The following is a 23,574-nucleotide window of genomic DNA, read 5'->3' as shown; positions in this document are numbered from 1 at the left end:
CCGACTTGAGCCGGCTCGATCCGGTGCATGTAACGAGCCAAAGGCTTGCAGATCACCGCTCGGTCAGCTTCAGCTCGATGCGGCGGTTCTTGTTGCGCGCCTCTTCGGTATCGGCGGGGTCGAGCGGCTGGAATTCGCCGAAGCCGGCCGCGACCAGCCGGTTGGCCGGCACGCCGTTCTCGATCAGGAACTTGACCACCGATGTCGAGCGCGCCGTCGACAATTCCCAATTGTCGCGGTAGCGGCCGGTGCCGGAGAGCGGCTTGTTGTCGGTGTGGCCGTCGACGCGCAGCACCCAGTTGATCTCCGGCGGGATCTCCTTCTGCAATTCGATGATGGCATCGGCGAGCTTCTTCATTTCGACCTTGCCGGCATCGTTGATCACTTCGGAGCCGGTCGGGAAAAGCACTTCCGACTGGAAGACGAAGCGGTCGCCGACGATGCGGATGTTCTCGCGGTCGGCGAGAATTTCACGTAAGCGGCCGAAGAAATCGGAGCGGTAGCGGTTCAGTTCCTGCACGCGTTGCGCCAGCGCGACGTTGAGGCGGCGGCCGAGATCGGCAATCTTGGTGTTGGACTCGCGATCGCGCGTTTCGGACACGTTGAGCGCTTCTTCGAGCGCTCCGATCTGCCTGCGTAGCGCCGCGATCTGCTGGTTGAGGATTTCAACCTGGCTCAGTGCCTGTTGACTGATCTGGCGCTGGCTGTCGAGCTCGCCGGAAAGTGCCGTTGCGCGCTGGTTGGCGGCGTCGCCGGCGCCAGCGCCTTGCGCCAGCAATTGTTCGAGCCGGCTCTTTTCCGCCTCCGATGCAGACAGCGAGGCCTGCAAATTGGCAAGGGTGTCCTCCTTGTCCTGCGTCGTCGAGCGCTCCAGCGCCAGGAGCTGGGTCAACTCATTGATCTGGGAGTTGAGGCGGTTGAGCACCGTGTCCTTGCCGGAGATCTCGCGGCCGAGCAGGAACTGCGCCAGCACGAAAACCGTGAGCAGGAACATGATCGCCAACAGCAGCGTCGACAGCGCATCGACGAAGCCCGGCCAGTAATCGATGCGGCGGTCGGAGCGCCGGCCTCGTGCCAACGCCACGTCAATGCACTCCAGGTTTCTTCAAGGCGTCGGCGATCTTCTCCAGGGTGTTGCGCATCGCCTTCTGCTCGTCGGACTGGGCCTCGACCCAGTCGCGCATGATCTGCTGTTCCGAGCGCATGTTCTTGACCAGGCCAGAAATGCCGTCGGCGAGATTGGCCATGGCGGTGGCGACGCGCGGATTGGCGCCGCCGCCATTCTCCTGCAGGGTGCGCAGCTTTTCCGACAACAGACGGATTTCATCGGAGGGTTCGCTCTTGGCCGCGTCGGCAACGACGATGTCGGAGGACAGGTCGGTGACCGAGGACAGCCAGTTCTCGAGCTCGGTATAGAAGCGCGTCTGGGCGCGGCCGGCCTGCAGGTCGAGGAAGCCGAGCACCAGCGAGCCGGACAGGCCGAACAGAGACGACGAGAAAGCGGTGCCCATGCCGGCCAAAGGGGCGGAAAGCCCCTGCTTCAGGGATTCGAGCACGGCCGCTGCGTCGCCAGTGCCGGGATCGAGCGACTCGATGGTTTCGCGGATCGAGCCGATCGTGTTGAGCAGGCCCCAGAAGGTGCCGAGCAGGCCGAGGAACACCAGCAGCCCGACAAGGTAGCGCGAGGTGTCGCGGCTTTCGTCGAGGCGGGTGGCGATCGAATCCAGCATGGTGCGCATCGAACTGGTCGAGAAGGCAATCGTCGAGGAGCGGCCGATCATCGCCTTCATCGGCGCCAGCAGCACGGGTTCGGTGGTTTCGGAACCGGCGCGGAACGAATTGACCCAGCGCACCTCGCGGAACAACCGGCCGACCTGGACGAAGGCCAGCAGGATGCCGACCGCCAGCACGCCGATGATCAGGCCGTTGAGGCCGGGATTGGTGACGAAGGCGGTCGAGATCTGGCGGGTCAGGATGGCGGCGATAAAGGCCACGATGAACAGAAAGATCACCATGGTCAGCAGAAAGACCTGCGGGCTCGACAATTTGTGCGGGTCGTAGATCAGAACGTCGGAGCGCCTGCCCATGCCGAAGGATCTGAGTAAAGTCATCCGTGCCCCGTTTCCGATGCCATCGCCGCCGATCACATTGTGTTTGCGACTCTAAACGGAATTGTGACGAAATTGAATGGCGCTTGGCAATATTGCCACTGTCCGCGACCGGAGGTCAAAGCCGGTTGATGACCAGGCAGTCGACCATGGCGGCCAGATGCAGGCCGGCGCCGGTGACGACAAAGCCGTGCCACAGCGCATTGTGGAAGCGCAGGCCTTTCCAGGCGAAGAAGATCACGCCACAGGAATAGACGATGCCGCCGGCAACGATGAGGGCGATCGATGTCGCCGGCAGCGTCCGTAGGAGCGGCTCCACCAGAACGATGCCGCTCCAGCCGATGGCGAGATAGAACACGATTGCCAGCCGGTCGAAACGGCCGGGGAGAAAGACCTTGATGGCGATGCCGACCGTCGCGGCGATCCAGACCAGGACGATCATCGAAACAGCCAGCGGCGAGCCGCCGAGCTGGGCAAGGAACGGCGTGTAGGTCGCAGCGATCAGCAGGTAGATCGCCGCATGGTCGAAGCGCCGCAATATCCATTTCGCCGGCGACGATACCGGCCACAGATTATAGGCCAGCGAAACCGACAGCACCGTGAGCAGCGAGACCACATAGAAGGCGGCGGCGACATATTCGCCGGGGCCGGTCCGATAGGCGGCCAGTGCCAGCAGCGTCGAGCCGGCAGCGATCGCCAGCACGATGCCCACGGCGTGGACGATACCGTCGGCGATGATCTCGGCGCGCGAGTAATGCCAGCGCCCCATGAAGGGGATGTCGAGCTGGGATAATTCGCTCTGGGATGTGGGCCGGCTGTTCGTCATCGATGATCCTGCGTCGCCTTATCTGGGCGGCCGCGGGACAGTATTTCAAGCTTTGGTTGCGGTTTTGCGACTGCGGCGCTTCAGCGCGGCGCGACTATATCAGCGCGCTGGGAGAGGCTTCTTCACGGTCTTCAACAGCGCGCGTTGCATGAGTTCGTTGCCGGCAACGACCGAACCGGCGGTCAGCATGTCCTGGCCGCCAGCAAAATCGGAGACGAAGCCGCCCGCCTCGCGGATCAGCAACATGCCGGCGGCAATATCCCAGGCCGACAGGCCGATTTCCCAAAAACCGTCCATGCGGCCGGCGGCGACGTAGGCGAGATCGAGCGAGGCGGAGCCGAGGCTGCGCACGCCCGAGACCTCGGCCATGACATTGCGCAACTCGACAAGGAAATTGCCGTGCTGGCCACGCCCGAGATGCGGCACGCCGCAGCCGATCACCGCATCGACCAGCTTGGTGCGGCCGGCGACGCGCAACCGGCGATCGTTCATGAAGGCGCCGCCGCCACGCTCGGCGGTATAGAGCTCGTCCATCGCCGGATTGTAGATGACACCGGCGACGATCTGGCCCTGGCGCTCCAGCGCGATCGAGATAGCGAAGAGCGGAATGCCGTGCAGGAAATTGGTGGTGCCGTCGAGCGGATCGACGATCCAGCGGTGCTGGCCGTCGTCGCCCTCGATCACGCCGCGTTCCTCCATCAGGAAGGCGTAGCCGGGCCGCGCCTTGGACAGTTCGGCAAAGACGATGTCTTCGGCCTTGCGGTCGGCCTGGCTGACATAGTCGCCCGGCCCCTTCATCGAGACCTGCAGGTTCTGCACTTCGCCGAAGTCGCGCGACAGCGAGCGGCCGGCCTTCATTGCGGCCTGGACCATGACATTGAGGATCGCGGAACGCGCCATTGCTCTTCTTCCTGTCGCTGCGCCTATCTGCTTTGACGCGTGATCCTATCCAAAAAGTCTGCCACTTTTCGGGATCACGCCTCAATCGGCGCGGCGCACGTAAGTGATTTCATTGGTGTCGACGATGATGCGCTCGCCCGAGCCGATGAACGGCGGCACCAGCACACGGATGCCGTTTTCGAGTATCGCCGGCTTGTAGGACGAGGCTGCCGTCTGGCCCCTCACCACCGGGTCGGCCTCGGTGATGGTCAGCGTCACCTGGTCGGGCAGCGAAATGCCGATCGGCCTTTCGTCATAGAGCTGGACCGTCACCATCATGCCGTCCTGCAGGAAGGCGGCGCGATCGCCGACGAACTCCTTCTGCAATTCGAGCTGCTCGTAGCTTTCGGTGTCCATGAACACCAGCGCGTCGCCCTGCTCGTAGAGGAAGGAAAAATCCTTCAGATCGAGCCGGATCTGCTCGACCGTCTCGGCCGAACGGAAGCGCTCGTTGAGCTTGGTGCCGTTGATCAGGTTCTTGAGCTCGACCTGGTTGTAGGCGCCGCCCTTGCCGGGCTTGACGGTGTTGGTCCTGACCGCCACCCAAAGGCCGCCATCATGCTCGATGACGTTGCCGGGACGGATTTCGTTGCCATTGATCTTGGCCATGGTGAGGTGATCCGGAAATGAGATGATCGCCGCAAAGGGCAATTTGGCGCCTCCAAGACCACAAATCGCTAGCAGAGGCAAGGAGCGCCTTCCGATGAAGCGGGAACGAAGCTCGCCCGGCAGCGCGGCGCGGCAGCCTCAGTCCGTCCTGACGATGGCGGTTACGGCCGCGCTCATGGCGTCGGCTACCTCTGTTAAAAGATGCAGGTGCGGCGAACGCAAGACGACAATTCGCAGCGACAGCTCGAGGCCGGGAGCGTCGACCAGGGCAATGCCCTCCGGCAGCTTTTCCTGCAGCAGCCGCTTGGGCAGCAGGCCAAGGCCTTGGCCTCGACGAACCCAGTCGATCTGCAGCGCGCTGTCCTGAATCTCGGCGCCGACCATCAACCTGTGGCCGCCCTCGGCAAGGGCAGCCGCCAGCCGCCGGCGCGCGTCGCAAGGTTCAGGACTGAGAACCCAGGGCATGGTCTTGACGTCGGCTTGCCGGCCGGTGTTTTCGGCGGCGATGATGGCGAGGGGCTCGGTTCCGACAACGCCGTCGCCAGTTTTGGAATTGCCGCCGTCCAGGATGAAGGCGAGGTCGAGCTGTCCGCGCTTGTGCTGGTCGGCCAGCTCAAGGCTCCAACCGCTCTTCAGACGCAGCGAAACCTTCGGAAACCGCGCCACGGCATCAGCAATGGCGGCGGCCACGGCTTTGTCGCAAAGTCCATGGGCGAGGCCGAGCCGCAGCAGACCCTCCGGCTCGTTGCCCCTGCCGAATGATCGCAGCGCGTCGACGGCGGCGAGAATGTCCTTGCCGCGTGCCAGCACCTCTACGCCGGCCGGGGTCAGTCGCGACGGCTTTAGCCGGCGGTCGAGCAATTCCGTGCCGAGCATCTCCTCCAGCCGCTGGATCTGGCGGGTGACGGCCGGCTGCGTCAACGGCAGGCGTCGAGCCACCTTCTGAATCGAACCCTCCTCGGCAAAGAGGGCCAGTGTTTTCAGTTCTTCGAGCACGAGACACCTGAACATGTCAGAGAGGCATAATTATGCTGAACATTATGAATTTGAAATCCGATGGATGGCAAGCGATTTTCCTCCGGCAGGACCAGCAGAGAAGGAACACGATGAAAGCGATCGAATTGCAGAGCCCGGGCGGCCTCGAGAATCTCAGAATGGTCGAGCGGCCGATGCCTGAACCAGGGCGCCAAGAGATGATTGTGAAGGTGAAGGCGACGGCGCTGAACTACCGCGATGCCGAGATCGTCCGCGGCAGCTATCACACGAAATTTGCATTGCCGCTGGTGCCGCTGTCGGACGGCGTCGGCGAAGTCGTAGCCGTCGGCGCCGAGGTCAGCAGGTTCCAGATCGGCGACCGGGTCTGCGGCACGTTCTGGCAGCGCTGGGTCGGCGGCAGTTTCGCGATGGCCGAGCCCTCCTATCAACGTGGCGGCCCGATCGACGGGCTGCTCAGCGAATTTGCTCGGCTCGATGAACAGGCGGCGGTGCTGGCGCCGGCCAATCTGAGCGACTTCGAGGCGGCGACGCTGCCCTGCGCCGGCGTGACGGCATGGCACGCGCTGTTTACAGAGGGCAGCGTCAAGCCCGGCGATACCGTACTTTGTCTCGGCACCGGCGGCGTTTCCTTGTTTGCGATGCAATTCGCCGCCGCTGCCGGGGCGCGCGTCATCGTGACGTCGAGCAGCGACGAGAAACTTGCACGGGCAAAGCAACTGGGCGCGCATGATGGCGTGAACTATCGCAGCGTCCCCGACTGGGCATCGGCCGTGTTGGGATTGACGGATGGGCGCGGCGCCGACCATATCATCGAGGTTGGCGGACCGCAGAGTTTTACACAATCGCTGAGGGCAGCGGCGCGCGGCGCCCAGATCAACGTCATCGGCTATCTCGGCGGCAGTGACGGCGCCATCAACCCGCTCGACATCTTCCGCCGGCAGGTCAGGGCGCGAGGCATACCGGTGGGCTCACGCGAATCCTTCGAGGCGATGAACCGCGCCATTGTCGTCAACCGATTGAGACCGGTGATCGACCGGGTCGTACCGTGGACCCAGGCCGCCGAAGCCTTTCGGTACCTTGAACACGGCTCGCCCTTCGGCAAGGTCGTGCTCGATCATACGCAATGAGCCTCGCGCTTGCGAGTCCGGGTGCAATGAGTCGCGAGATCACAGTCAGGGCAGGCGATTGGCCCGTTGCAGCGCCTGCTGCGTCTGCTCGTCGGTCAGGCCCTGCAGGAAATCGTCCATCTCTTGGTCGATGAGCCCAGCGCGGCGGGCGACAACATACCAGGCGCCGGCGAGGATCAGATCCGGATCGGTGCCGATGCCGTTCATGTAGAGCTTGGCGAGACGGTTCTGGGCGGCGACGTTGCCGCCTTCTGCGGCCTGCTTCATCCAGTTAAAGCCCGATTTCAGGTCGCGGGCGCCGCCGCGCCCCTCGATCATCCAGGTGGCGAGATCGATCTGCGCCGTGTCGTAGTTCTGCCGCGCAGCCTGTGCCAGCAGGCCGCGGGCGCGGACATCGTCGCGCGGCTTGCCGCCGGCGCCATTGGCGTAGACCTGTGCCATCGCATATTGTGCGTCGGCAAGCCCGGTCGCGGCGGCGCGCTCGTAATAGGATACGGCTTTGGCAATACCGGCATCGCCGGGCTCCTGTTCGACCATCAGCTGGGCAAAATTAAACTGCGCCAGGCGGTTGCCGGCTTCGGCGGCGGCCTGCATCAGCGCATAGGCCTCCTTCTCGTCCTTTTTGACGTAGCGGCCATCGAGCAGCATCAGCGCATACTGGAATTGCGATTCCGGGATGCCCTGCTCGGCGGCAAGCGCATACCACTTCGCCGCCCCTGCCGCGTCGACCGGCACGCCGAGGCCGCGCGACAATATCTCGGCCACCAGCGTCTGTGCCGCCGGATCGCCGTTTTGAGCACGGGAAATCGCAAGGTTGTAGGCCGTCTTGTAGAGGCCGCGCTGAAAGGCGCCGTAGGCGGCGTCGGACGGTTTTGCGCCGAAGCGGTCGGGGTTGATGGTATCGGCCGACGGCAAAGGGGCCGTGGTGGCGGGCTGCGGCAATGGTGGGAGAAACGGCTTGTCGGCAGGCTCGCTGGAATCCGGCCTCGGCTGCGGCAGCGGAACGGGTTCCGCCGCTATCGCCTGGGTTACGGCCGTTGCGAGAAAAGCGCTGAAAAGGATCGTCCGAGAGAGCACGTCAGTCCTCGAAGCGCGGTGCGGTTTCGTCGAGCAGCGCGTTGGCGGTGGCAACCGCCGTCTTCGGATCGACGTCGCCGGCGAAAACCGCGCTGGAAAGCGCCACGAATTCGGCACCGGTGGCGGCGACAGCTTCCACCGAGGCAAGATCGGATCCGGCCATGACGATGCAAGGGATCTGGATCACGTCCGCCCACCATTGCCCGAGCGACAGGTTGCGGGGATGCGGCTCCGGCTTGTTGTCGTAGCCGAAGCGACCGAAGAAAATATAATCGGGCCTGACCTCGCCAAGTTCCAGCGCGTCGTCGCGGGTCTTGGCGCCGCCGGTGCCGACCATCATCCTGGCCTGGAAGTGTTCGATCGTTTCGGCGAGCTCGTCCTTGCCGACCTCGACATGGATGCCGTCGGCCTGGACGCGGCCGGCGATGCGGGTGTCGCCAGCAATGATGACGGCAATGCCGGCCGCTTGCGCCACCGGCACGATCTGCTCGGCAAAGGCCTGGAAGGCGGCCTCGTCCATGCCGTTTTCCGGCAGGATCAGCGAGGCGACGTCACCGCCGTCGAAGGCTGCGGCGATGCGCTCGGCCGGCACGTTCGGCGGCGCGATCAGCACGATACGGCAGCGGTTGGGGGGCGTTGCGTCATTCATTGGTGTTCGGTCCCGGTTATCGCCTATGCCGGGCGAAGATGGTTGCATTGCGGCATAGAGCAAAGTGCGGGGATTGAACAGGCGGCAGCGGGATCACGATTGCCGTCAAGATTCTATCGGGCTCGGCGCATGACTACCGTTGGCCGAAATTCTCCTCGCCTGGTCGCTTGCGGGCTCTACGCAGGCACTTTCGATTTCCAAAGCGACCAGCCGAGGTTCATGCCGGCGGCGGCGACCAGGATGGCGGCGGCGCCGGCGATCTGCGCCGGATGCAGCCGGTGGCCGAAGGCGACGACGTCGACGAGGATGGCGACGACTGGATAGATGAAGGACAGCGACCCCTGCAGATGCGTCGGCAGTTTCTGGATGGCGCCGTACATGAGGATGTACATCAGGCCGGTATGGACGATGCCGAGCGTCGCCAGCATGACCCAGCTCCGCGCATCGGCGGGAAGGTGGGTGAGATTGGCGAAAGGTGCCAGCATGAGAACGCCGACGCAGACCTGGATCAGGGCGATCAGGTGCGGCGGCGTGCCTTTGAGCTTCTTGGTGACGATAGCCGCAACGGCCCAGAAGAAAGCCGCGGCCAGCGCCATCGCAATGCCGGTAAAGTAATCCGTACCATGATCGCCTGCATCGGGCGCGGCCTGCACGATCAGCAGCATGCCGGCGAAGGCGATGCCGAGCCAGGTCAGCTTGGTCACCGTCAGCCGTTCGGAGAAGAAGAGCGCGCCAAAACCGACCAGCATGAAGGGTTGCGTATTGTAGACAGCCGTGGCGATCGAGATCGACGCGCGGGAAAACGCGCTGAACAGCAGCAGCCAGTTGATAACGATGGCAGCACCGCCGAGAGCCGCGATCGCGACAATGCGAAGCGACAGCCTGCCGCGCAGCAGTCCCAGCGCCGTGCAGATAACCAGCAGCGTTACCGCACCGAAGGCGCAGCGCCAGAACACCACGTCCATGATGGGTTGGCCGGACAGGACGACGAACCAGCCGATCGTGCCGAGGATCGCCATCGCCGCAGTCATTTCGATCGTGCCGCGTACCGTGTTGTCCATGGATGCTCCCGAAACCCGTTGAGATTCTATAATCCCACGGCAGATATGGGCCTTTCCATGACTTGTAGCTGGTGATATGCAGAACGAACCTAATTTAATTAGGTAAACATCGGCTTTTTCTTGGAATTATAAAATGCTGGACGAGCTCGATAGAAAGCTCCTCGATATCCTAGTCAGGGATTCACGGACCTCGCTGAAGGAATTGGCGCTGCAGGTCGGGTTGTCGTCGCCAAGCGTTTCGGAGCGGCTTCGGCGGCTTGAGGATCGCGGCGTCATTCGCGCATTCACCATCGACATCGATCCGCAGGCGCTCGGCTACGCCTTGCAGGCGATCGTTCGCATCCGGCCGTTGCCCGGTAAGCTGCACATCGTCCAGAAGCTGATCGAGGAAATCCCGGAATTCGGCGAATGCGACAAGGTGACGGGCGATGACTGCTTCGTCGCCCGGCTGTTCGTCCGCTCGATCGGCGAGCTCGACGGGATTCTCGACCGCATCGCCGACAAGGCCGAAACCAGCACCGCCATCATCAAGGCGCAGCCGATCCGGAGACGCCCGCCGCCGCTCGACATGCCAAACATGTGACGGGCTCCGGTGGCGTGGCCCACGTATTTGCGGTCGCGGTCTGGCCATTTCTGGTCTATTCCAGAGTTCAACTTTCCCTCCAGCCTCCTTTCCCCATGTCAGGCCTGCTCATCGATCCCTGGTTCTATGCCGCGGCCATGCCGGCCGTCATCCTCGTCGGCCTGTCGAAAGGCGGCTTCGGCGGCGCCGTCGGCTTTGTCGGCGTGCCATTGATGGCGCTGACCATGCCGCCGGTTCAGGCTGCCGCAATTCTTCTGCCAATTCTGTGCCTGATGGACATTGTCTCGGTGTGGACATGGTGGGGTATCTTCGACCGCAAGATGCTGGCCGACATGATGCCGGGTGCCGTGATCGGCATTGCCCTTGGCTGGCTGACGGCGGCACTTGTAACCGAAGAGATGGTCCGGCTGATCGTCGGCGCGGTCGCCCTGATCTTCGTGCTGCGCTGGCTCTATTTGCAACTCCGCCACGGTGCCGGCCACGCGGCGGAGCCCAACCGCGTTGCCGCCGGCTTCTGGGGTACCGTTGCCGGGTTCACCAGCTTCGTCGCCCATGTCGGCGGCCCGCCTTTTCAGGTCTATGCGTTGCCGATCAGGCTGGATCCGAAGGTGCTGTCCGGCACCGCGGCGATCTTCTTCGCCGTCACCAATGCACTGAAGCTCATCCCCTATTTCGCGCTCGGCCAGTTCGACACCACCAATTTGACCGCGTCGGCGGTGCTGATGCCGCTGGCGCCGCTGTCGACAATCGCCGGCGCCTGGCTGGTGCGGCGGATGCGGCCGGAGCTGTTCTATCCCTTCACCTATGCGACCGTGGCGGTCGTCGCGGTCAAGCTTCTGTGGGACGGCATCGCCGGCCTTCTGTAAGACGGCGGCCCCAGGCGGCCGCCGCCGGATTCCTTAAACCTCAGGCGGCACTCGGCAGCAGCGGCCGCGTCCTGCCAAGCGCGAGAGCAGCGCCGGTTGCCAGCACGAACGCCATGCAGCCAAGAATGGTGATGTCGTGCAGTGTCGGCTTCAGCACCATGTCCGCGATGATCATCAGCATCACCGAATAGTCGAAGCGCGCGGCATTGAGGACGCGCTGGCCCTGGGCAAGCACCGCCGGCGTCACGCCATCCTTGGCGATCATGCCTGCCATGCGGTCGGCAGTCGGCTTGAAGACGAACATGCCGATGCAGAAGGTCGTCGCATAACCGGCAAGGCCGATCAGCACCCACAAATCGGAAAAGCCGACCCAGAAGCCGCACATGATGAGGCCGAAGAGCAATGTCAGCATCGACATCGGCGCGAAGAACCGGTTACCGAGCTCGCCAGTGGCGCGCATCGCCTGCAACATGCCTTCGACGTTTCCAGCGCGGTCGGCGCGTACCGCAAGCAGCATCAGGGTGAAGCCGCCGCCGACCCAGAGGATCGCCGAGACGATGTGCAGAAATTTAACGGCCGAGTACCAGTCCATTGTTCGCTCCTTGAGAAATTTTCATGATTGCCGGAGCGCAATTTTGCTCCGCCTCGTTGCGAGGAGCGGGCGTTTAGCGCGGCGCCTGTTTCGGAACGATGTCGCGCGGCGAGCGGATCTGTTTCGGTATGTCGGTCACGATCTGGAGGAACGGTGGCGCAAGCGCGTCGCCCCCACTTTCCAGCCGGTGGTGAGAGCGGCGGCTTAGCCGGCCATCTGTGCTGTTACGGCACAGATGCTGGGCGCTTGATCGAAAAATATGCCCTGCGTTAAGGCTTTGTTAAGCTTTACAGGCGTTTACTATGTCCATCCAGTGATCTGGATTCTTACCGAGTGGTTGGAGCCACTTTGTTTGACGCCTCCCTGTTAAACTCCTGAGAGCCGCCTTATCCGCGGCTCTTTTTTTGTTCGCCGGCATGGAGCCCCTTGGGCCAAATGCGGCCGTTAACCGTTTGTTAAACATGTGCTTGCCTTCGCCGGCAGCGAAGCGCATTTTCAAGCTTCAGTCGTTTAGGCTGCCGGATATGGCGGCCAAGAGCCGAATCGGCCGGCTGTCAGGCAAGTGCAGGGGCGCAGCGATGAACGAGCCTTCGAAGGCGAGCGCGAACACCATCAAGCTGGCGGAGCGCCGGGTTTTCTCCCAATCCTTCAAGCCGCTCTATCAGGAAGGCATGGGCTTGGTCGAGCAGGCGGCCGAATATCTCGACGGCAAGGGCCGCGCCGAGGCCAAGAAGCTGTCGAGGCTGGCGGCGACGCTTTATGCGGCCGAGTCGATGCGGCTGACCACCAGGCTGATGCAGGTCGCCTCGTGGCTGCTTTTGCAGCGGGCGGCGAATTCCGGCGAGATGACCCGCGATCAGGTGGCTTCCGAAAAATCCAAGGTGCGTCTCGACACCGCCTCCGCGCATGACGAGGCGCCCGGCTGGGCCGAGCTGCCGACGGATTTCGTCGACCTCGTCAACCGCTCGCTGCGCCTGCAGGCGCTGGTGCGCCGCATGGACGAGGAGATCTATGGCGGCCTCGCCGAGGTGCCTCAGTCGAGCCGTCGCCTCAATCCGGTCTCCGACCAGATCACGTTGCTCAACACGGCTTTCGCCCGCGGCTGAGAGACCGTTTGGAAACTCTACTCCAGCGGCCATCTGGCGGCGTTTTCTCCGCTTACCTGCAGCGCCGCGTCCTTTTGGACGCGCAAAGGACACTGCAGCACTTTGATTGCGCATGATCCCCTCGGGATCACGCGTGGGCTCACGGACCAAATGTCCGCTGCGCTCCGGTTCTCGAAACCACCACCATATGACTCGCCGGAGCGACTTTCGAAACGGTCTCAGAGGCTTTGTGGACATCACGAGCCCCGTTTCTGGTTTGTTCACATTTCGCTGGCATCGCTGCCCGCCGAAGGTAGACTTGGCGGATGGGGGAAGCGATTCGCATCATCGGCATCGATCCGGGGCTTAGGCGCACCGGCTGGGGCATCGTCGAAAGCCTTGGCAATTCGCTGCGCTTCGTCGCTTCCGGCACAGTACGGTCCGACGACAAGGCGGCGCTGGCGGTGCGTCTTTGCCAATTGCATGACGGGCTTGCCGAGATCCTGCATGCCACGATGCCGCACGAGGCGGCGGTCGAGCAGACCTTCGTCAACAAGGATGCCGCGGCGACGCTGAAACTCGGCCAGGCACGCGGCATCGCCATGCTGGTGCCGGCGCGCGCCGGCCTTGCCGTTGCCGAATATGCGCCCAACGCCGTCAAGAAGGCGGTGATCGGCGTCGGCCATGGCGACAAGAAGCAGATCCATATGATGGTCAAGGTGCTGATGCCGAAGGCGACTTTCGACACCGACGACGCCGCCGATGCGCTGGCCATCGCCATCTGTCACGCGCATCACAGGCAGAGCATCGCCTACAGGATGGCGATGCTGGCCGAATAAGTTTGTTCTTGACTTGTTCTCCAGTGAACAATAAGTAATACCAACGAGGTATTACCATGCGCGTTACCACCAAGGGCCAAGTGACCATCCCGAAGGAAATACGGGATCATCTGGGTATCGGCCCGGGCTCGGAGGTGGAGTTCGTCCCCACCGAGGACGGTGCTCGTGTCATTGCGGTCGACGAAAACATGTCGAAGGAGGAAGCCTCGCGCAGATTCAGCCAGATGCTCGGCCGTATGGCTGGTACGCTGGATCTGGGGGGCATGACGGCGGACGAATATGTGGAATGGCTGAGGGGCCCGCGTGAAGACCTCGACATTGATTGACACAAATGTCCTGATCGACGTTTGGGGTCCTGCCGGACAGGAGAGGAAATGGTCGGCGTCGGCGATCACCGCATGCCGGCGCGACGGCGCGCTTGTCATCAACACAATCGTCTGGTCCGAACTCGCGCCGCTGATTGCAACGGAGCAAGCCCTTCGCCAAGCAGCCGACATGCTCAAGATCGAGCGTGAACTCCTGCCGTGGGAAGCGGCCTTCCTCGCTGGTGTCACGCACTCCCGCTATCGCCGCGCCGGCGGCCTCCACGAACGAGCGCTGCCGGATTTCTTTATTGGAGCCCATGCGGTTGTCGCTGGGCATCGCCTGCTGACGCGCGATGCCGCGCGCTATCGCAGCTATTTCCCGGACCTCGATATCATCTCTCCGGAAACCCACCCGGCATGATCGGCACGCTCAAATGATCGGCAAGCTAAAAGGCACGCTGGACGAGATCGACGAGGATTTCTGCATCGTCGATGTGCATGGCGTCGGCTATGTCGCCTATTGCTCGGCGCGCACGCTTGCGGCATTGCCGCCGCCCGGCGAGGCGGTGGTGCTGTTCATCGAGACCTATGTGCGCGAGGACGTGCTGCGGCTTTATGGGTTCCAGTCGGTGCTGGAGCGCGAATGGTTCCGGTTGTTGATGAACAATGTGCAGGGCGTCGGCGCCAAGGTGGCGCTGGCCATCCTGTCGACGCTGGCGCCGGCCGACCTCGCCAATGCGATTGCGTTGCGCGATATCGCCATGGTCAGCCGCGCGCCGGGCGTCGGCAAGAAGGTGGCGGAGCGCATCGTCACCGAGTTGAAGAACAAGGCGCCGGCCTATGCAGGTGCTGCCTCCGGCACCATCGGCCTGAAGCAGGAGCTCGGCGAAGGCGTTGCTTCGGCGCCGATCACCGACGCAGTCTCGGCGCTGGTCAATCTCGGCTATTCTCGCGACACTGCCGCCAACGCAGTGGCGGCGGCGTTGAAGACGGCCGGCGAGGAAGCGGACGCGTCGAAGCTGATCCGCTTCGGGCTGAAGGAGCTGGCACGGTGAGATGTTGCTGGAAAGTGAAATTCCGACTACCATGTGATCGGTAAGAATTTTCTCCAGGAGTAAGAATATGGGCGCATATGCCAGTCTGACCTCCAAGGGACAGCTTACGATCCCAAAGGACGTCCGCGACGCCTTGTCGCTCAAGACAGGCGACACGATCGCCTGGACAGTCATGGATGGTTACCTGATCGGAACGCCGCGCAACCTCGGATTTGCCGACCTCGCCGGGTTCTTGGGAGATCCGCCTGGCGGTCCCGCTACGCTGGAGGAAATCGACGCCGCTGTGCGGGATGCGGTCGGCCGGCATGTTGTCGGGGATAGACCAAATGACGGACAAGAGGGTGCCGCTTGACGTCGATCGGCATCGATACCAACGTTCTGCTTCGCATGGTGCTCAACGATGATCCGGAGCAGCGGGCGAAGGCGCTTGCGTTCGGCCGCGGCCTCAGTCTGGAAATGCCCGGCTTCGTGAGCTTGATCGTGCTGGTCGAATTCAGCTGGTCGTTGGCTTCGCGCTACAGGCAGCCCAAGGAACAGGTGCTGGCCGCGATCCAGAGGCTGCTCAAAATCAAGACGCTGGAGTTCGAAGACTTCGATGCCATCGTCATCGCGCTCGAACGATCGAATTCAGTGCAGGTCGACTTTGCCGACGCGTTGATTGCGGAGCACAATCGAAAATTAGGTTGCACGCACACGGTCACCTTCGATCAGCGCGCTGCCAAGGCCATTCCCGGTATGGAACTGCTCGCATGAGCCTTTCGCCACGCCTCATTGCTCCCGACAAACGCGGCGAGGATGCCGAGCAGACCTTGCGGCCGCAGACGCTCGGCGACTTCGTCGGCCAGGCGGCGGTGCGGGCCAATCTCAAAGTCTTCATCGAGGCCGCCAAGGGCCGCAGCGAAGCGCTCGATCATGTGCTGTTCGTCGGCCCGCCCGGCCTCGGCAAGACGACGCTGGCGCAGATCATGGCGCGCGAGCTCGGCGTCAATTTCCGCTCGACCTCCGGTCCGGTCATCGCCAAGGCCGGCGATCTCGCGGCGCTGCTCACCAACCTCGAAGACCGCGACGTGCTGTTCATCGACGAGATCCACCGGCTCAACCCGGCGGTCGAGGAAATCCTCTATCCGGCGATGGAGGATTTCCAGCTCGACCTGATCATCGGCGAGGGGCCGGCGGCGCGCTCGGTCAAGATCGACCTGGCCCGCTTCACCCTCGTCGCCGCCACCACCCGGCTCGGCCTGTTGACCAACCCGCTGCGCGACCGCTTCGGCATCCCGGTCAGGCTCAATTTCTATTCCGTCGAGGAACTCGAGCAGATCGTGCGGCGCGGCGCCCGCATCCTTGCCATGCCGCTCGGTGACGACGGTGCTTTGGAGATCGCCCGGCGGGCGCGCGGCACGCCGCGCATCGCGGGCCGGCTGTTGCGCCGGGTGCGCGACTTCGCCAGCGTTGCCGGCGACGGCCATGTCGACCGCAGGATCGCCGACGAGGCGCTGACGCGGCTGGAGGTCGACGGGCTCGGCCTCGACGCGCTCGACCGCCGCTATTTGTCGATGATCGCCCGGAATTTCGGCGGCGGGCCAGTCGGCATTGAAACCATCGCCGCTGGGCTTTCCGAGCCGCGCGATGCCATCGAGGACATCATCGAACCCTTTCTGATCCAGCAAGGCTTTATCATGCGCACGCCGCGCGGCCGCGTGCTGGCGGCCAATGCCTGGCGGCATCTCGGCCTCGACGCGCCGAAGGACCTGGCGCAGCAGCAGATCAGCCTATTCCAGGAAGAGCCGTAAGTTCCGCTGCTTATGGCTTCGGTGCTGGCAGTTCCCGGCCCCGCCCTCCAGGTCTTGATCATCGCCGGTCTATGCGCAAAACAGGTGTTGCTTAAAACAGGGCCCGTCGGGCCAAAAGGACAGCAATGGACGATCACCGTGAATCGGCATTGTCCGCCGGGCTTTCCGGCGCGCTGACGGAATTCGGCCATCGATTGATGGCGCGGGTCTATTATGCAGACACCGATTTTTCCGGCGTCGTCTACCACGCGCGCTATCTCGAGTTCTTCGAGCGCGGCCGTTCCGATTATCTGCGCTTGGCCGGCGTCCACCACACCGAGCTTGCCGAGGGCAAACATGGCGAGAAAATAGTCTGGGTGGTGCGGCGCATGGAAATCGATTTCCGCGGTTCGGCCCGCATGGACGACATCCTGACCATCGATACGCGCACCGACGAGATTTCCGGTGCGCGGATCGTCATGGCGCAGCAATTGAAGCGCGGCAGCGAAGTGCTGGTCGAGGCGCGGGTCGAAGCGGCGATCGTCGGCGACAACGGACGGCCGCGGCGCTTTCCCAAGGACTGGATCGCAGCCTTCATGCCCAGAACGCGCAAATAAGGGTTCAGAGGCGGACGATCCCGGAGCTCTCGGTTAGGGGGCCAGGACCGCCGGCGGCTCGTCGGGGCGCGGCAATGCGCCGCGCTGTACGTCCTAACCCATCCTTAACCATAACGGTCCATGAAGGGATTGGTTAAGATTGGGAGAATCCAAGCGCCTTCCTTTCACCAATATTTGCCCCGAAAAGGCCGCCAATGGTGCATTTGGGGTTATTCCGCCAGCTTAACGCGAACGGACCACAAGGGATGCCCATGGGCCAGCCGCCAGCCACGCCCGGAAAATCTTTAAGGACGTAACATGGAAAACATCGCTCTCGCCGAACCGGGCGCGCATTTATCGATTTGGGCCTTGTTCATGCAGGCCGGTTGGGTGGTCAAGCTGGTCATGATCGGGCTGCTCTGCGCCTCGATCTGGACCTGGGCGATCATCGTCGACAAGCTCGTCGCCTATGCCCGCATGCGGCTGGCGCTCAATCGCTTCGAACAGGTGTTCTGGTCGGGACAGTCGCTGGAAGAACTTTACCGCACGCTCGCCGACCGCAAGACGACCGGCATGAGCGCGATCTTCGTCGCCGCCATGCGCGAATGGAAGAAGAGCTTCGAGAAGGGCGCGAAATCGCCGCTCGGCCTGCAGACCCGCATCGACAAGGCCATGGATCTGGCGCTGACCCGCGAGATGGAAAAGCTGGAAGGGCGGCTCGGCTTTCTCGCCACCACCGGCTCGGCGGCGCCCTTTATCGGCCTGTTCGGCACGGTTATCGGCATCATGACCTCGTTCCAGGCGATCGCCGCGTCGAAGAACACCAGCCTGTCGGTGGTCGCGCCCGGCATCGCCGAGGCGCTGCTGGCGACGGCCATCGGCCTGCTCGCCGCCATCCCTGCCGTCATCGCCTACAACAAGCTGTCGTCCGACGCGAGCAAGATCGCGGTGCGCATGGAAGGGTTCGCGGATGAGTTCTCCGCCATACTCTCGCGCCAAATCGATGAAAAAGTCGTGCAGAAGGCCTGAGGAACGATCATGGGAATGTCCGTAAGCGCAGGTGGCGGAGGACGCGGCGGGCGCGGCCACAGGCGGCGCGGCCGCCATCACGCCCTGATATCGGAGATCAACGTCACGCCGATGGTCGACGTGATGCTGGTGCTGCTGATCATCTTCATGGTCGCGGCGCCGCTGCTGACGGTCGGCGTTCCGGTCGATCTGCCCGAGACGAAGGCCAAGGCGATGAACGCCGATACCCAGCCGATCACTATTTCGATCGACGCCACGGGTAAGATCTTCCTGCAGGAGACCGAAATCCCGCTGGAGGAGCTGGTCGCGAAACTACAGGCGATTTCCAAGACCGGCTACGAGGAGCGCATCCGCATCCACGGCGACAAGGCTACGAACTACGGCACCGCGATGGAGGTGATGGCCCAGATCGCGGCCGCCGGCTACAAGAACATCGGCCTGATGTCATTGCCGAAGCAGGACCAATAGACGCGAGATGAAGACCGGCCTCACCACATCGGTGATCTTGCATACGGTGGCGCTCGCCTTCGGCCTGTTCACGCTGTCGGCGCCGGCCGCGCTTCCGTCGTCCGATGTCGAGTCGGTCGCGGTCGAAATCGTGCCGATGGAGGCCGTCTCGCAGGTTTTGCAAGGCGACAAGAAAGCCGTGATGCACGAAAAGCCGGCGCCGCTGCCGACACAGCGTCCCGACATCGTTCCCGACGCCCAGAAAGTCGGCGATAACAGCGTCGACACCGACAAGCCCCCGACACCTGAGCCCAAGCCCCAGCCAGTCGACATGACGGCGGCTCCGCCACCCGCGCCGACGCCAGTCGAAAAGCCCAAGCCCGAGGACGTGCCGAAGCCGAAGGAAGAGCCGAAGCCAATTCCCGCTACGGAGGTGGCGCCGGTGCCGCAGCCGAAGGAAGAGGTCAAGCCCGAACCTGTCAAGCAGACCGAGCCCAAGCCGACGCCGGCCAAGGAGCCGACGCCCACACCGCCGCAGGACAAGACTGCCGCGATCGATCCGCAGCCCGAGGTCAAGCCGGATGCCGTCGCCGAGGCGATTGCCAAGCAAACGCCAACCGAGGAGGCGCAGCTTCCGGACTCGGCGCCAGCACCCGAGGCTCGGCCGAAGCCGCAGCCGGCCCAGGCCGAAAGCGCCAAGGCGCCGGAGCGCAAGGACGCCGACAAGCCGGTCAAGGAAGCCTCGTCCAAGCCGAAATCGGACGACAAGCAATTCAATGCTGATGAGATTTCCGCTCTCCTCGACAAGCAGAAGCCGTCCGGCGGCGGCGCCAAGCGCTCGACCCAGCAGGCTTCGCTCGGCGGCGAGAAGAACCAAGGCACCAAACTCTCGCAGAGCGAGCTTGATGGCCTGAAGGCCCAGATCAAACGCTGCTGGAGTGTGACACCCGGCACATTCGATGGCGACAGCCAAAAAGTCACCATCAGGATGAAGCTCACGCAAAATGGCGAGATCGACGGCGCTCCGGAAGTCGGATCCGCGGGCGATGGCTCAATGGGCTCCCGCGTTGCCTCGGAAGCAGCGCGGCGCGCAGTGCTGCGATGTGCGCCCTACAATCTGCCAGTCGCAAAATATGACGGCGAACTGGGATGGAACGAGGTCGAGGTCAATTTCATCCCCAGCGACATGTACTGATTTGCCGAGAGAACAACGAGGCTGAACGAATGAAGAAGTTGCTTACGACGCTGATGCTGATCGGCACGATTGCGACCGCCATGAGCGGGCTCGCCACGCTGCCGGCAAAAGCGTTGGTCCAACTCGATTTGACCCAACCCAATATTGAGCCGCTGCCGATCGCCATCACCGATTTCCAATCGGGCGACGCGTTGGGCGCGGAGATATCGGGGATCGTCATCGACGATTTGAAGCGCTCGGGCCTGTTTGCTCCGATCGACAAGAGCGCTTTCATCGAGAAGATCTCCAATCCGGATGCCACGCCACGCTTCGAGGACTGGAAGGTAATCAATGCGCAGGCTTTGGTCACCGGCAGCGTCGGCAAGGAAGCCGACGGTCGCATCCGTGCCCAGTACCGGCTGTGGGACGCCTTTGCCGGCCAGCAGCTCTCGGGCGAACAGTTCTTCGCCAACGACGCCAATACCAGGCGCGTCGGCCATATCATCGCCGACGCCATTTACGAGCGGCTGACCGGCGAGAAGGGCTATTTCGACACCCGCGTCGTCTTCATCGACGAGTCCGGCGCCAAGAATGCGCGTAAGAAGCGGCTTGCCATCATGGACCAGGACGGCGCCAACGTCCGCTATCTCTCGAACGGCAAGTCGATCGTGCTGACGCCGCGCTTCTCGCCGAACCGGCAGGAAATCACCTATATGTCCTACGAGAGCGGTCAGCCGCGGGTGTACCTGCTGCAGATCGAGACGGGGCAGCGCGAGCTGGTCGGCAATTTCCCCGGCATGACGTTTGCGCCGCGCTTTTCGCCGGATGGCCAGAAGGTAATAATGAGCCTTCTGCGCGACGACGGAAATTCCAACATCTTCGCCATGGACCTGAGAAGCCGCTCGACGACCAGGCTCACCAATTCGACCGCCATCGATACCTCGCCATCCTACTCGCCTGACGGCAGCAAGGTGGTGTTCACGTCGGACCGCGGCGGCCGCGCGCAGATCTATGTGATGGGCGCCGACGGCTCGGGCCAGACCCGCATCTCGTTCGGCGACGGCGTCTATTCGACGCCGGTGTGGTCGCCGCGCGGCGATCTCATCGCCTTCACCAAGCAGACCGGCGGCGAATTCCAGATCGGCGTCATGCGCACCGACGGTTCGGGTGAGCGCATCCTGTCCACCGGCTTTCAGCAGGAAGGGCCGACCTGGGCACCCAACGGCCGGGTGCTGATGTTCTTCCGCGATTCCAATGGCGGACCAAAACTTGTTTCGGTCGACCTCACCGGCCGCAACGAACAGTCGATCCCGACGGCGAACTTCGCCTCGGATCCGGCCTGGTCGCCGCTGCTCGAATAGAGGAACTGAGGAATTGACGAACTGACGAGTTGAAGAACTGAAGAATGGAGAAGCCAGGGGCCTACATCGAGCACGCGAGGGATTTGGAAGTCTATAAGCGCGCCTATGCGGTTTCCCTTGGGGTACACAGAGCCACGCTTGCTTTTCCGAAAATGGAGCAATACGCGCTCGCCGATCAACTACGTCGTTCCAGCAAGGCGATCTGCGCCAATTTGGCTGAGGGTTTTGCCAAACAGACCGCTCCAAGCCCGAATTCGCACGCTTCATTTCGATGGCCATAGGGTCATGCAGTGAAGTGGAGACGTGGATTTCGTATGCGTTCGACCTCGAGTATATCACACAGGTGCAACGCGACGACTGGTTGCAATCCTATGCCCGCATCTACGGAATGCTGGTCAATCTCAGAGAGAAGCTGAGGTGATCTCTTTCCTCAATTCCTCAACTCTTCAATTCTTCAATTCCCTCTTTTTCATGTTTTGGCCGCATTTCCGCCTACGGTCCGCGCTCATTGTCGCCCTTGAGTAGCCCTCGGCAGAACGGTTGTGGACGGCAGCCGAAACCAAATTTTAACCGTGTTTCTTGAGCGCCGGTTAACCCAAACGTGGTTACTGGACGATCAATGAAATCACTCGAATTGCGAAGGAGAGGCGGCATGGGCCGTATCGCAGCACTTACCACAAACCCGGTCATGATCGCGCTGGTCGCGATGCTCGCGATTACCGGTTGCGCCTCGAAGAAGACGCCGAACAGCGCCGCCGATCTCGGCCTCAACGGCGCCGGCGCGGCAACGCCCGGGTCAGCCCAGGACTTTACCGTCAACATCGGCGACCGCATCTTCTTCGACACCGATTCGTCGTCGATCCGCGCCGATGCGCAGACGACGCTGGCGCGCCAGGCACAGTGGCTGAACCAGTACAAGCAGTATGCCATCGTCATCGAAGGCCATGCCGACGAGCGCGGCACGCGCGAATACAATCTGGCGCTCGGCGCCCGCCGTGCTGCCGCCACCCGCGACTTCCTGGTCGCGAAGGGCGTTTCGGCGCAGCGCCTGAAGACCATTTCCTATGGCAAGGAGCGTCCGGTCGCGGTTTGCGACGACATCTCCTGCTGGTCGCAGAACCGCCGCGCCGTAACCACCCTGGGCGGCGCCGGCTCCTGATCGGCATAAATGCAACACTTGGTGCGAAAGGCGGCCAAAGGGCCGCCTTTTTCATATCTGCCCGCTCCAAACAAAATTTGGCCGAAGTCTCACGTCCTGTTAAGAGCCGAGAGCGTCTGGCTAGTCCCAGTTGGCTGGTCTACTTCGAGTGAGAGGCGCGCAACAACGGTTTCACGGCGAGAGGCACATGCATTTCAGATCGGTCTTGAGCGGCACGCTTGCGCTGCTGCTCGTATCAAGTATCGCGGCACTTGCTGACGGGGCAAGCGGCACCGAGCAGTCATCGGAAAGCGGCTTTTCCTTCCATCTGCCGACGATCAAACTGCCCGGCATTTTCGGTGAAAAGAAAAAGCCGGATCAGGTTCAACTCGCGCAACAGGATGGCACCGGCACTCCGGCGCTGGAGGAACAGCTCCGGCAGATGAACGGCAAGATCGAGGAACTCAACTTCCAGGTCCTGCAGATGCAGGAGCAGATCCGCAAGCAGCAGGAAGACAACGAATTCCGCTTCCAGCAGTTGGAAGGCGGTCCGCAAGGCGCGCAGCAGCCGGCCGAGCAGAAGAAGTCCGAGGCGGCGCCCAACAGCGACAACCCCAACGGCGACAGTAACGTGGCGGAGGCGCCTGCAACGCAGGCTCCGGCCGCTGCCGACACGCCGCCAGCCGGCGACAAGAGCGTCGAGGACGTCATCGTCGAATCGCCCAACGGCGATCCCGGCAAGCTGATCCCCGGCGCGCCGCCCAAGACGTTCGGCACCATCACCGTCGACAAAAACGGCAATGTCGTCGAAGCCGATGGCAATGCGCAGGCGAACGCGCCGGAGCAGAATACGGCCCCAGCCAACGGCGCCAACGCAGCCGGCAACAAGGCCGGCAAATCCGACGATACGGTGGTCGCGGCACTCCCCTCGACCAACGACCCGGAGGAGCTTTACCGCAACTCTTACCAGTTCATCCTGTCGGGCGACTACAGCACCGCCGAACAGGGCTTCCGCGACCATATCGCTCGGTTTCCCCGGGACGCCAAAGCGGCGGACGCGCATTACTGGCTCGGTGAATCGCTGCTCGGCCAGCAGAAATACCGCGATGCGGCCGAGACTTTCCTCGCAGCCAGCAAGGACTATCCCAAGGCCAAGAAAGCGCCAGACATGCTGCTGAAGCTCGGCGTCTCACTGGTCGGGCTGAAGCAGCGCGACGTGGCCTGTGCCACCTTCAGCGAGATCGGCAAGCGCTACCCCGATATTTCCGGCGCGCTCAAGGAGCGGGTCAAGCAGGAAAGGGCACTCGCGGCGTGCTAGTTTTTCTGTTGCACGTCGTTGCCCC

The 23,574-nt window shown here is 62.9% G+C and carries 30 protein-coding genes; 20 read left to right on the top strand and 10 right to left on the bottom strand.

The genetic code is table 11. The features are described 5' to 3' along the window. Positions 1-52 precede the first annotated feature (52 nt). The 6 genes from NKH91_RS07325 to NKH91_RS07300 form a co-directional block, all read right to left on the bottom strand. Positions 53-1,084, bottom strand: a complete 1,032-nt coding sequence (locus NKH91_RS07325; protein WP_352480924.1) for a peptidoglycan -binding protein — start codon at positions 1,082-1,084, stop codon at positions 53-55. A gap of 1 nt (position 1,085) precedes the next feature. Then, on the bottom strand, positions 1,086-2,111 hold the full coding sequence (locus NKH91_RS07320) for a MotA/TolQ/ExbB proton channel family protein (RefSeq protein WP_352849185.1): 1,026 nt from the start codon (positions 2,109-2,111) through the stop codon (positions 1,086-1,088). A gap of 115 nt (positions 2,112-2,226) precedes the next feature. Then, positions 2,227-2,934, bottom strand: coding sequence for a PAQR family membrane homeostasis protein TrhA (gene trhA / locus NKH91_RS07315; protein WP_023719627.1), 708 nt, complete (start codon positions 2,932-2,934; stop codon positions 2,227-2,229). A gap of 99 nt (positions 2,935-3,033) precedes the next feature. Next, positions 3,034-3,834, bottom strand: coding sequence for an inositol monophosphatase family protein (locus NKH91_RS07310; RefSeq protein WP_023719626.1), 801 nt, complete (start codon positions 3,832-3,834; stop codon positions 3,034-3,036). 81 nt (positions 3,835-3,915) lie between these two features. Continuing rightward, on the bottom strand, positions 3,916-4,482 hold the full coding sequence (gene efp / locus NKH91_RS07305; protein ID WP_023678016.1) for an elongation factor P: 567 nt from the start codon (positions 4,480-4,482) through the stop codon (positions 3,916-3,918). 138 nt (positions 4,483-4,620) lie between these two features. Next, positions 4,621-5,493, bottom strand: coding sequence for a LysR family transcriptional regulator (locus NKH91_RS07300; RefSeq protein WP_352849188.1), 873 nt, complete (start codon positions 5,491-5,493; stop codon positions 4,621-4,623). Positions 5,494-5,588: 95 nt separating this feature from the next. Here NKH91_RS07300 and NKH91_RS07295 point away from each other — a divergent pair, with 95 nt between their 5' ends. Beyond that, entirely contained in the window at positions 5,589-6,605 is a 1,017-nt protein-coding gene (locus NKH91_RS07295; RefSeq protein ID WP_352494151.1) for a zinc-dependent alcohol dehydrogenase family protein, read from the top strand. A gap of 45 nt (positions 6,606-6,650) precedes the next feature. On the opposite strand, the gene NKH91_RS07290 is transcribed toward NKH91_RS07295, so the two are convergent. The 3 genes from NKH91_RS07290 to NKH91_RS07280 form a co-directional block, all read right to left on the bottom strand. Further along, a complete protein-coding gene (locus NKH91_RS07290; RefSeq protein WP_023719623.1) occupies positions 6,651-7,682 on the bottom strand; it encodes a tetratricopeptide repeat protein in 1,032 nt (343 codons plus the stop codon). 1 nt (position 7,683) lies between these two features. Continuing rightward, a complete protein-coding gene (locus tag NKH91_RS07285; protein ID WP_023719622.1) occupies positions 7,684-8,331 on the bottom strand; it encodes a thiamine phosphate synthase in 648 nt (215 codons plus the stop codon). A 176-nt stretch (positions 8,332-8,507) separates the two neighbouring features. Next, positions 8,508-9,392, bottom strand: a complete 885-nt coding sequence (locus NKH91_RS07280; protein ID WP_023719621.1) for a DMT family transporter — start codon at positions 9,390-9,392, stop codon at positions 8,508-8,510. Positions 9,393-9,525: 133 nt separating this feature from the next. Between NKH91_RS07280 and NKH91_RS07275 the strand changes: the two genes are divergently transcribed. After that, positions 9,526-9,975: an Lrp/AsnC family transcriptional regulator gene (locus tag NKH91_RS07275; protein WP_023719620.1), complete on the top strand. Its 450-nt coding sequence runs from the start codon at positions 9,526-9,528 to the stop codon at positions 9,973-9,975. 95 nt (positions 9,976-10,070) lie between these two features. Continuing rightward, on the top strand, positions 10,071-10,841 hold the full coding sequence (locus NKH91_RS07270; protein ID WP_023719619.1) for a sulfite exporter TauE/SafE family protein: 771 nt from the start codon (positions 10,071-10,073) through the stop codon (positions 10,839-10,841). Between the two features lie 40 nt (positions 10,842-10,881). Here the strand turns inward: NKH91_RS07270 and NKH91_RS07265 are convergent, their stop codons facing one another. Beyond that, complete coding sequence (locus tag NKH91_RS07265) at positions 10,882-11,433, bottom strand: DUF2269 family protein (RefSeq protein WP_023719618.1); 552 nt, start codon at positions 11,431-11,433, stop codon at positions 10,882-10,884. 578 nt (positions 11,434-12,011) lie between these two features. On the opposite strand from NKH91_RS07265, the gene rcdA reads away from it, so the two are divergent. The 17 genes from rcdA to ybgF all read left to right on the top strand — a co-directional run bounded on the left by rcdA (position 12,012) and on the right by ybgF (position 23,549). Next, entirely contained in the window at positions 12,012-12,539 is a 528-nt protein-coding gene (gene rcdA / locus NKH91_RS07260; RefSeq protein ID WP_023719617.1) for a protease adaptor protein RcdA, read from the top strand. 305 nt (positions 12,540-12,844) lie between these two features. Further along, positions 12,845-13,357, top strand: a complete 513-nt coding sequence (gene ruvC / locus NKH91_RS07255; protein ID WP_352480921.1) for a crossover junction endodeoxyribonuclease RuvC — start codon at positions 12,845-12,847, stop codon at positions 13,355-13,357. Positions 13,358-13,413: 56 nt separating this feature from the next. Then, positions 13,414-13,683, top strand: coding sequence for an AbrB/MazE/SpoVT family DNA-binding domain-containing protein (locus NKH91_RS07250; protein ID WP_023719615.1), 270 nt, complete (start codon positions 13,414-13,416; stop codon positions 13,681-13,683). Continuing rightward, entirely contained in the window at positions 13,661-14,083 is a 423-nt protein-coding gene (locus NKH91_RS07245; protein ID WP_352849190.1) for a type II toxin-antitoxin system VapC family toxin, read from the top strand. The genes NKH91_RS07250 and NKH91_RS07245 overlap by 23 nt, the downstream gene beginning before the upstream one ends. Positions 14,084-14,096: 13 nt before the next feature. Beyond that, on the top strand, positions 14,097-14,717 hold the full coding sequence (gene ruvA, locus NKH91_RS07240) for a Holliday junction branch migration protein RuvA (RefSeq protein ID WP_352849192.1): 621 nt from the start codon (positions 14,097-14,099) through the stop codon (positions 14,715-14,717). 67 nt (positions 14,718-14,784) lie between these two features. Then, positions 14,785-15,069 carry an AbrB/MazE/SpoVT family DNA-binding domain-containing protein gene (locus NKH91_RS07235; protein WP_352494156.1) on the top strand — a complete coding sequence of 95 codons (285 nt, stop codon included), beginning with the start codon at positions 14,785-14,787 and terminating at the stop codon, positions 15,067-15,069. Further along, complete coding sequence (locus NKH91_RS07230) at positions 15,066-15,470, top strand: type II toxin-antitoxin system VapC family toxin (protein WP_352494157.1); 405 nt, start codon at positions 15,066-15,068, stop codon at positions 15,468-15,470. The genes NKH91_RS07235 and NKH91_RS07230 overlap by 4 nt, the downstream gene beginning before the upstream one ends. Continuing rightward, positions 15,467-16,507: a Holliday junction branch migration DNA helicase RuvB gene (gene ruvB / locus NKH91_RS07225; protein WP_352494158.1), complete on the top strand. Its 1,041-nt coding sequence runs from the start codon at positions 15,467-15,469 to the stop codon at positions 16,505-16,507. The genes NKH91_RS07230 and ruvB overlap by 4 nt, the downstream gene beginning before the upstream one ends. 125 nt (positions 16,508-16,632) lie before the next feature. Then, the gene (gene ybgC / locus NKH91_RS07220) at positions 16,633-17,103 is read left to right on the top strand and encodes a tol-pal system-associated acyl-CoA thioesterase (protein ID WP_023719610.1); all 471 of its coding nucleotides are present in this window, start codon (positions 16,633-16,635) and stop codon (positions 17,101-17,103) included. Positions 17,104-17,400: 297 nt separating this feature from the next. Next, positions 17,401-18,111 (top strand): protein TolQ, encoded by a 711-nt coding sequence (tolQ, locus tag NKH91_RS07215; RefSeq protein ID WP_023719609.1) that lies wholly within the window; start codon positions 17,401-17,403, stop codon positions 18,109-18,111. Between the two features lie 9 nt (positions 18,112-18,120). After that, positions 18,121-18,579: a protein TolR gene (gene tolR / locus NKH91_RS07210; protein ID WP_023719608.1), complete on the top strand. Its 459-nt coding sequence runs from the start codon at positions 18,121-18,123 to the stop codon at positions 18,577-18,579. A gap of 7 nt (positions 18,580-18,586) precedes the next feature. Next, positions 18,587-19,753, top strand: coding sequence for a cell envelope integrity protein TolA (gene tolA / locus NKH91_RS07205; RefSeq protein WP_352849196.1), 1,167 nt, complete (start codon positions 18,587-18,589; stop codon positions 19,751-19,753). 29 nt (positions 19,754-19,782) lie between these two features. Next, positions 19,783-21,093 (top strand): Tol-Pal system beta propeller repeat protein TolB, encoded by a 1,311-nt coding sequence (gene tolB, locus NKH91_RS07200; protein WP_352849199.1) that lies wholly within the window; start codon positions 19,783-19,785, stop codon positions 21,091-21,093. 44 nt (positions 21,094-21,137) lie between these two features. After that, positions 21,138-21,374 carry a four helix bundle protein gene (locus NKH91_RS07195; RefSeq protein WP_352849200.1) on the top strand — a complete coding sequence of 79 codons (237 nt, stop codon included), beginning with the start codon at positions 21,138-21,140 and terminating at the stop codon, positions 21,372-21,374. Beyond that, the gene (locus NKH91_RS07190; RefSeq protein WP_352815064.1) at positions 21,365-21,514 is read left to right on the top strand and encodes a four helix bundle protein; all 150 of its coding nucleotides are present in this window, start codon (positions 21,365-21,367) and stop codon (positions 21,512-21,514) included. Before NKH91_RS07195 ends, NKH91_RS07190 begins: the two co-directional genes overlap by 10 nt. Positions 21,515-21,745: 231 nt before the next feature. Then, positions 21,746-22,252: a peptidoglycan-associated lipoprotein Pal gene (pal, locus tag NKH91_RS07185; protein WP_352480915.1), complete on the top strand. Its 507-nt coding sequence runs from the start codon at positions 21,746-21,748 to the stop codon at positions 22,250-22,252. A gap of 187 nt (positions 22,253-22,439) precedes the next feature. Then, the gene (ybgF, locus tag NKH91_RS07180; protein WP_023719604.1) at positions 22,440-23,549 is read left to right on the top strand and encodes a tol-pal system protein YbgF; all 1,110 of its coding nucleotides are present in this window, start codon (positions 22,440-22,442) and stop codon (positions 23,547-23,549) included. Positions 23,550-23,574 lie beyond the last annotated feature (25 nt).

Source organism: Mesorhizobium sp. M0894 (assembly GCF_040319725.1).
Classification (GTDB): Bacteria; Pseudomonadota; Alphaproteobacteria; order Rhizobiales; family Rhizobiaceae; genus Mesorhizobium.
Note: the sequence above shows the minus strand (reverse complement) of the source record. Positions and strands in the feature narration are given on the sequence as shown.

What these genes read in the sequence shown, in the direction of transcription:
- NKH91_RS07320 (WP_352849185.1), bottom strand. Translation starts at nt 2,111, where the DNA reads ATGACTTTACTCAGATCCTTCGGCATGGGCAGGCGCTCCGACGTTCTG.
- trhA (WP_023719627.1), bottom strand. Translation starts at nt 2,934, where the DNA reads ATGACGAACAGCCGGCCCACATCCCAGAGCGAATTATCCCAGCTCGAC.
- NKH91_RS07310 (WP_023719626.1), bottom strand. Translation starts at nt 3,834, where the DNA reads ATGGCGCGTTCCGCGATCCTCAATGTCATGGTCCAGGCCGCAATGAAG.
- efp (WP_023678016.1), bottom strand. Translation starts at nt 4,482, where the DNA reads ATGGCCAAGATCAATGGCAACGAAATCCGTCCCGGCAACGTCATCGAG.
- NKH91_RS07300 (WP_352849188.1), bottom strand. Translation starts at nt 5,493, where the DNA reads ATGTTCAGGTGTCTCGTGCTCGAAGAACTGAAAACACTGGCCCTCTTT.
- NKH91_RS07295 (WP_352494151.1), top strand. Translation starts at nt 5,589, where the DNA reads ATGAAAGCGATCGAATTGCAGAGCCCGGGCGGCCTCGAGAATCTCAGA.
- NKH91_RS07285 (WP_023719622.1), bottom strand. Translation starts at nt 8,331, where the DNA reads ATGAATGACGCAACGCCCCCCAACCGCTGCCGTATCGTGCTGATCGCG.
- NKH91_RS07280 (WP_023719621.1), bottom strand. Translation starts at nt 9,392, where the DNA reads ATGGACAACACGGTACGCGGCACGATCGAAATGACTGCGGCGATGGCG.
- NKH91_RS07275 (WP_023719620.1), top strand. Translation starts at nt 9,526, where the DNA reads ATGCTGGACGAGCTCGATAGAAAGCTCCTCGATATCCTAGTCAGGGAT.
- NKH91_RS07270 (WP_023719619.1), top strand. Translation starts at nt 10,071, where the DNA reads ATGTCAGGCCTGCTCATCGATCCCTGGTTCTATGCCGCGGCCATGCCG.
- NKH91_RS07265 (WP_023719618.1), bottom strand. Translation starts at nt 11,433, where the DNA reads ATGGACTGGTACTCGGCCGTTAAATTTCTGCACATCGTCTCGGCGATC.
- rcdA (WP_023719617.1), top strand. Translation starts at nt 12,012, where the DNA reads ATGAACGAGCCTTCGAAGGCGAGCGCGAACACCATCAAGCTGGCGGAG.
- ruvC (WP_352480921.1), top strand. Translation starts at nt 12,845, where the DNA reads ATGGGGGAAGCGATTCGCATCATCGGCATCGATCCGGGGCTTAGGCGC.
- NKH91_RS07250 (WP_023719615.1), top strand. Translation starts at nt 13,414, where the DNA reads ATGCGCGTTACCACCAAGGGCCAAGTGACCATCCCGAAGGAAATACGG.
- ruvA (WP_352849192.1), top strand. Translation starts at nt 14,097, where the DNA reads ATGATCGGCAAGCTAAAAGGCACGCTGGACGAGATCGACGAGGATTTC.
- NKH91_RS07235 (WP_352494156.1), top strand. Translation starts at nt 14,785, where the DNA reads ATGGGCGCATATGCCAGTCTGACCTCCAAGGGACAGCTTACGATCCCA.
- ruvB (WP_352494158.1), top strand. Translation starts at nt 15,467, where the DNA reads ATGAGCCTTTCGCCACGCCTCATTGCTCCCGACAAACGCGGCGAGGAT.
- ybgC (WP_023719610.1), top strand. Translation starts at nt 16,633, where the DNA reads ATGGACGATCACCGTGAATCGGCATTGTCCGCCGGGCTTTCCGGCGCG.
- tolQ (WP_023719609.1), top strand. Translation starts at nt 17,401, where the DNA reads ATGGAAAACATCGCTCTCGCCGAACCGGGCGCGCATTTATCGATTTGG.
- tolR (WP_023719608.1), top strand. Translation starts at nt 18,121, where the DNA reads ATGGGAATGTCCGTAAGCGCAGGTGGCGGAGGACGCGGCGGGCGCGGC.
- tolA (WP_352849196.1), top strand. Translation starts at nt 18,587, where the DNA reads ATGAAGACCGGCCTCACCACATCGGTGATCTTGCATACGGTGGCGCTC.
- tolB (WP_352849199.1), top strand. Translation starts at nt 19,783, where the DNA reads ATGAAGAAGTTGCTTACGACGCTGATGCTGATCGGCACGATTGCGACC.
- NKH91_RS07195 (WP_352849200.1), top strand. Translation starts at nt 21,138, where the DNA reads ATGGAGAAGCCAGGGGCCTACATCGAGCACGCGAGGGATTTGGAAGTC.
- NKH91_RS07190 (WP_352815064.1), top strand. Translation starts at nt 21,365, where the DNA reads ATGGCCATAGGGTCATGCAGTGAAGTGGAGACGTGGATTTCGTATGCG.
- pal (WP_352480915.1), top strand. Translation starts at nt 21,746, where the DNA reads ATGGGCCGTATCGCAGCACTTACCACAAACCCGGTCATGATCGCGCTG.
- ybgF (WP_023719604.1), top strand. Translation starts at nt 22,440, where the DNA reads ATGCATTTCAGATCGGTCTTGAGCGGCACGCTTGCGCTGCTGCTCGTA.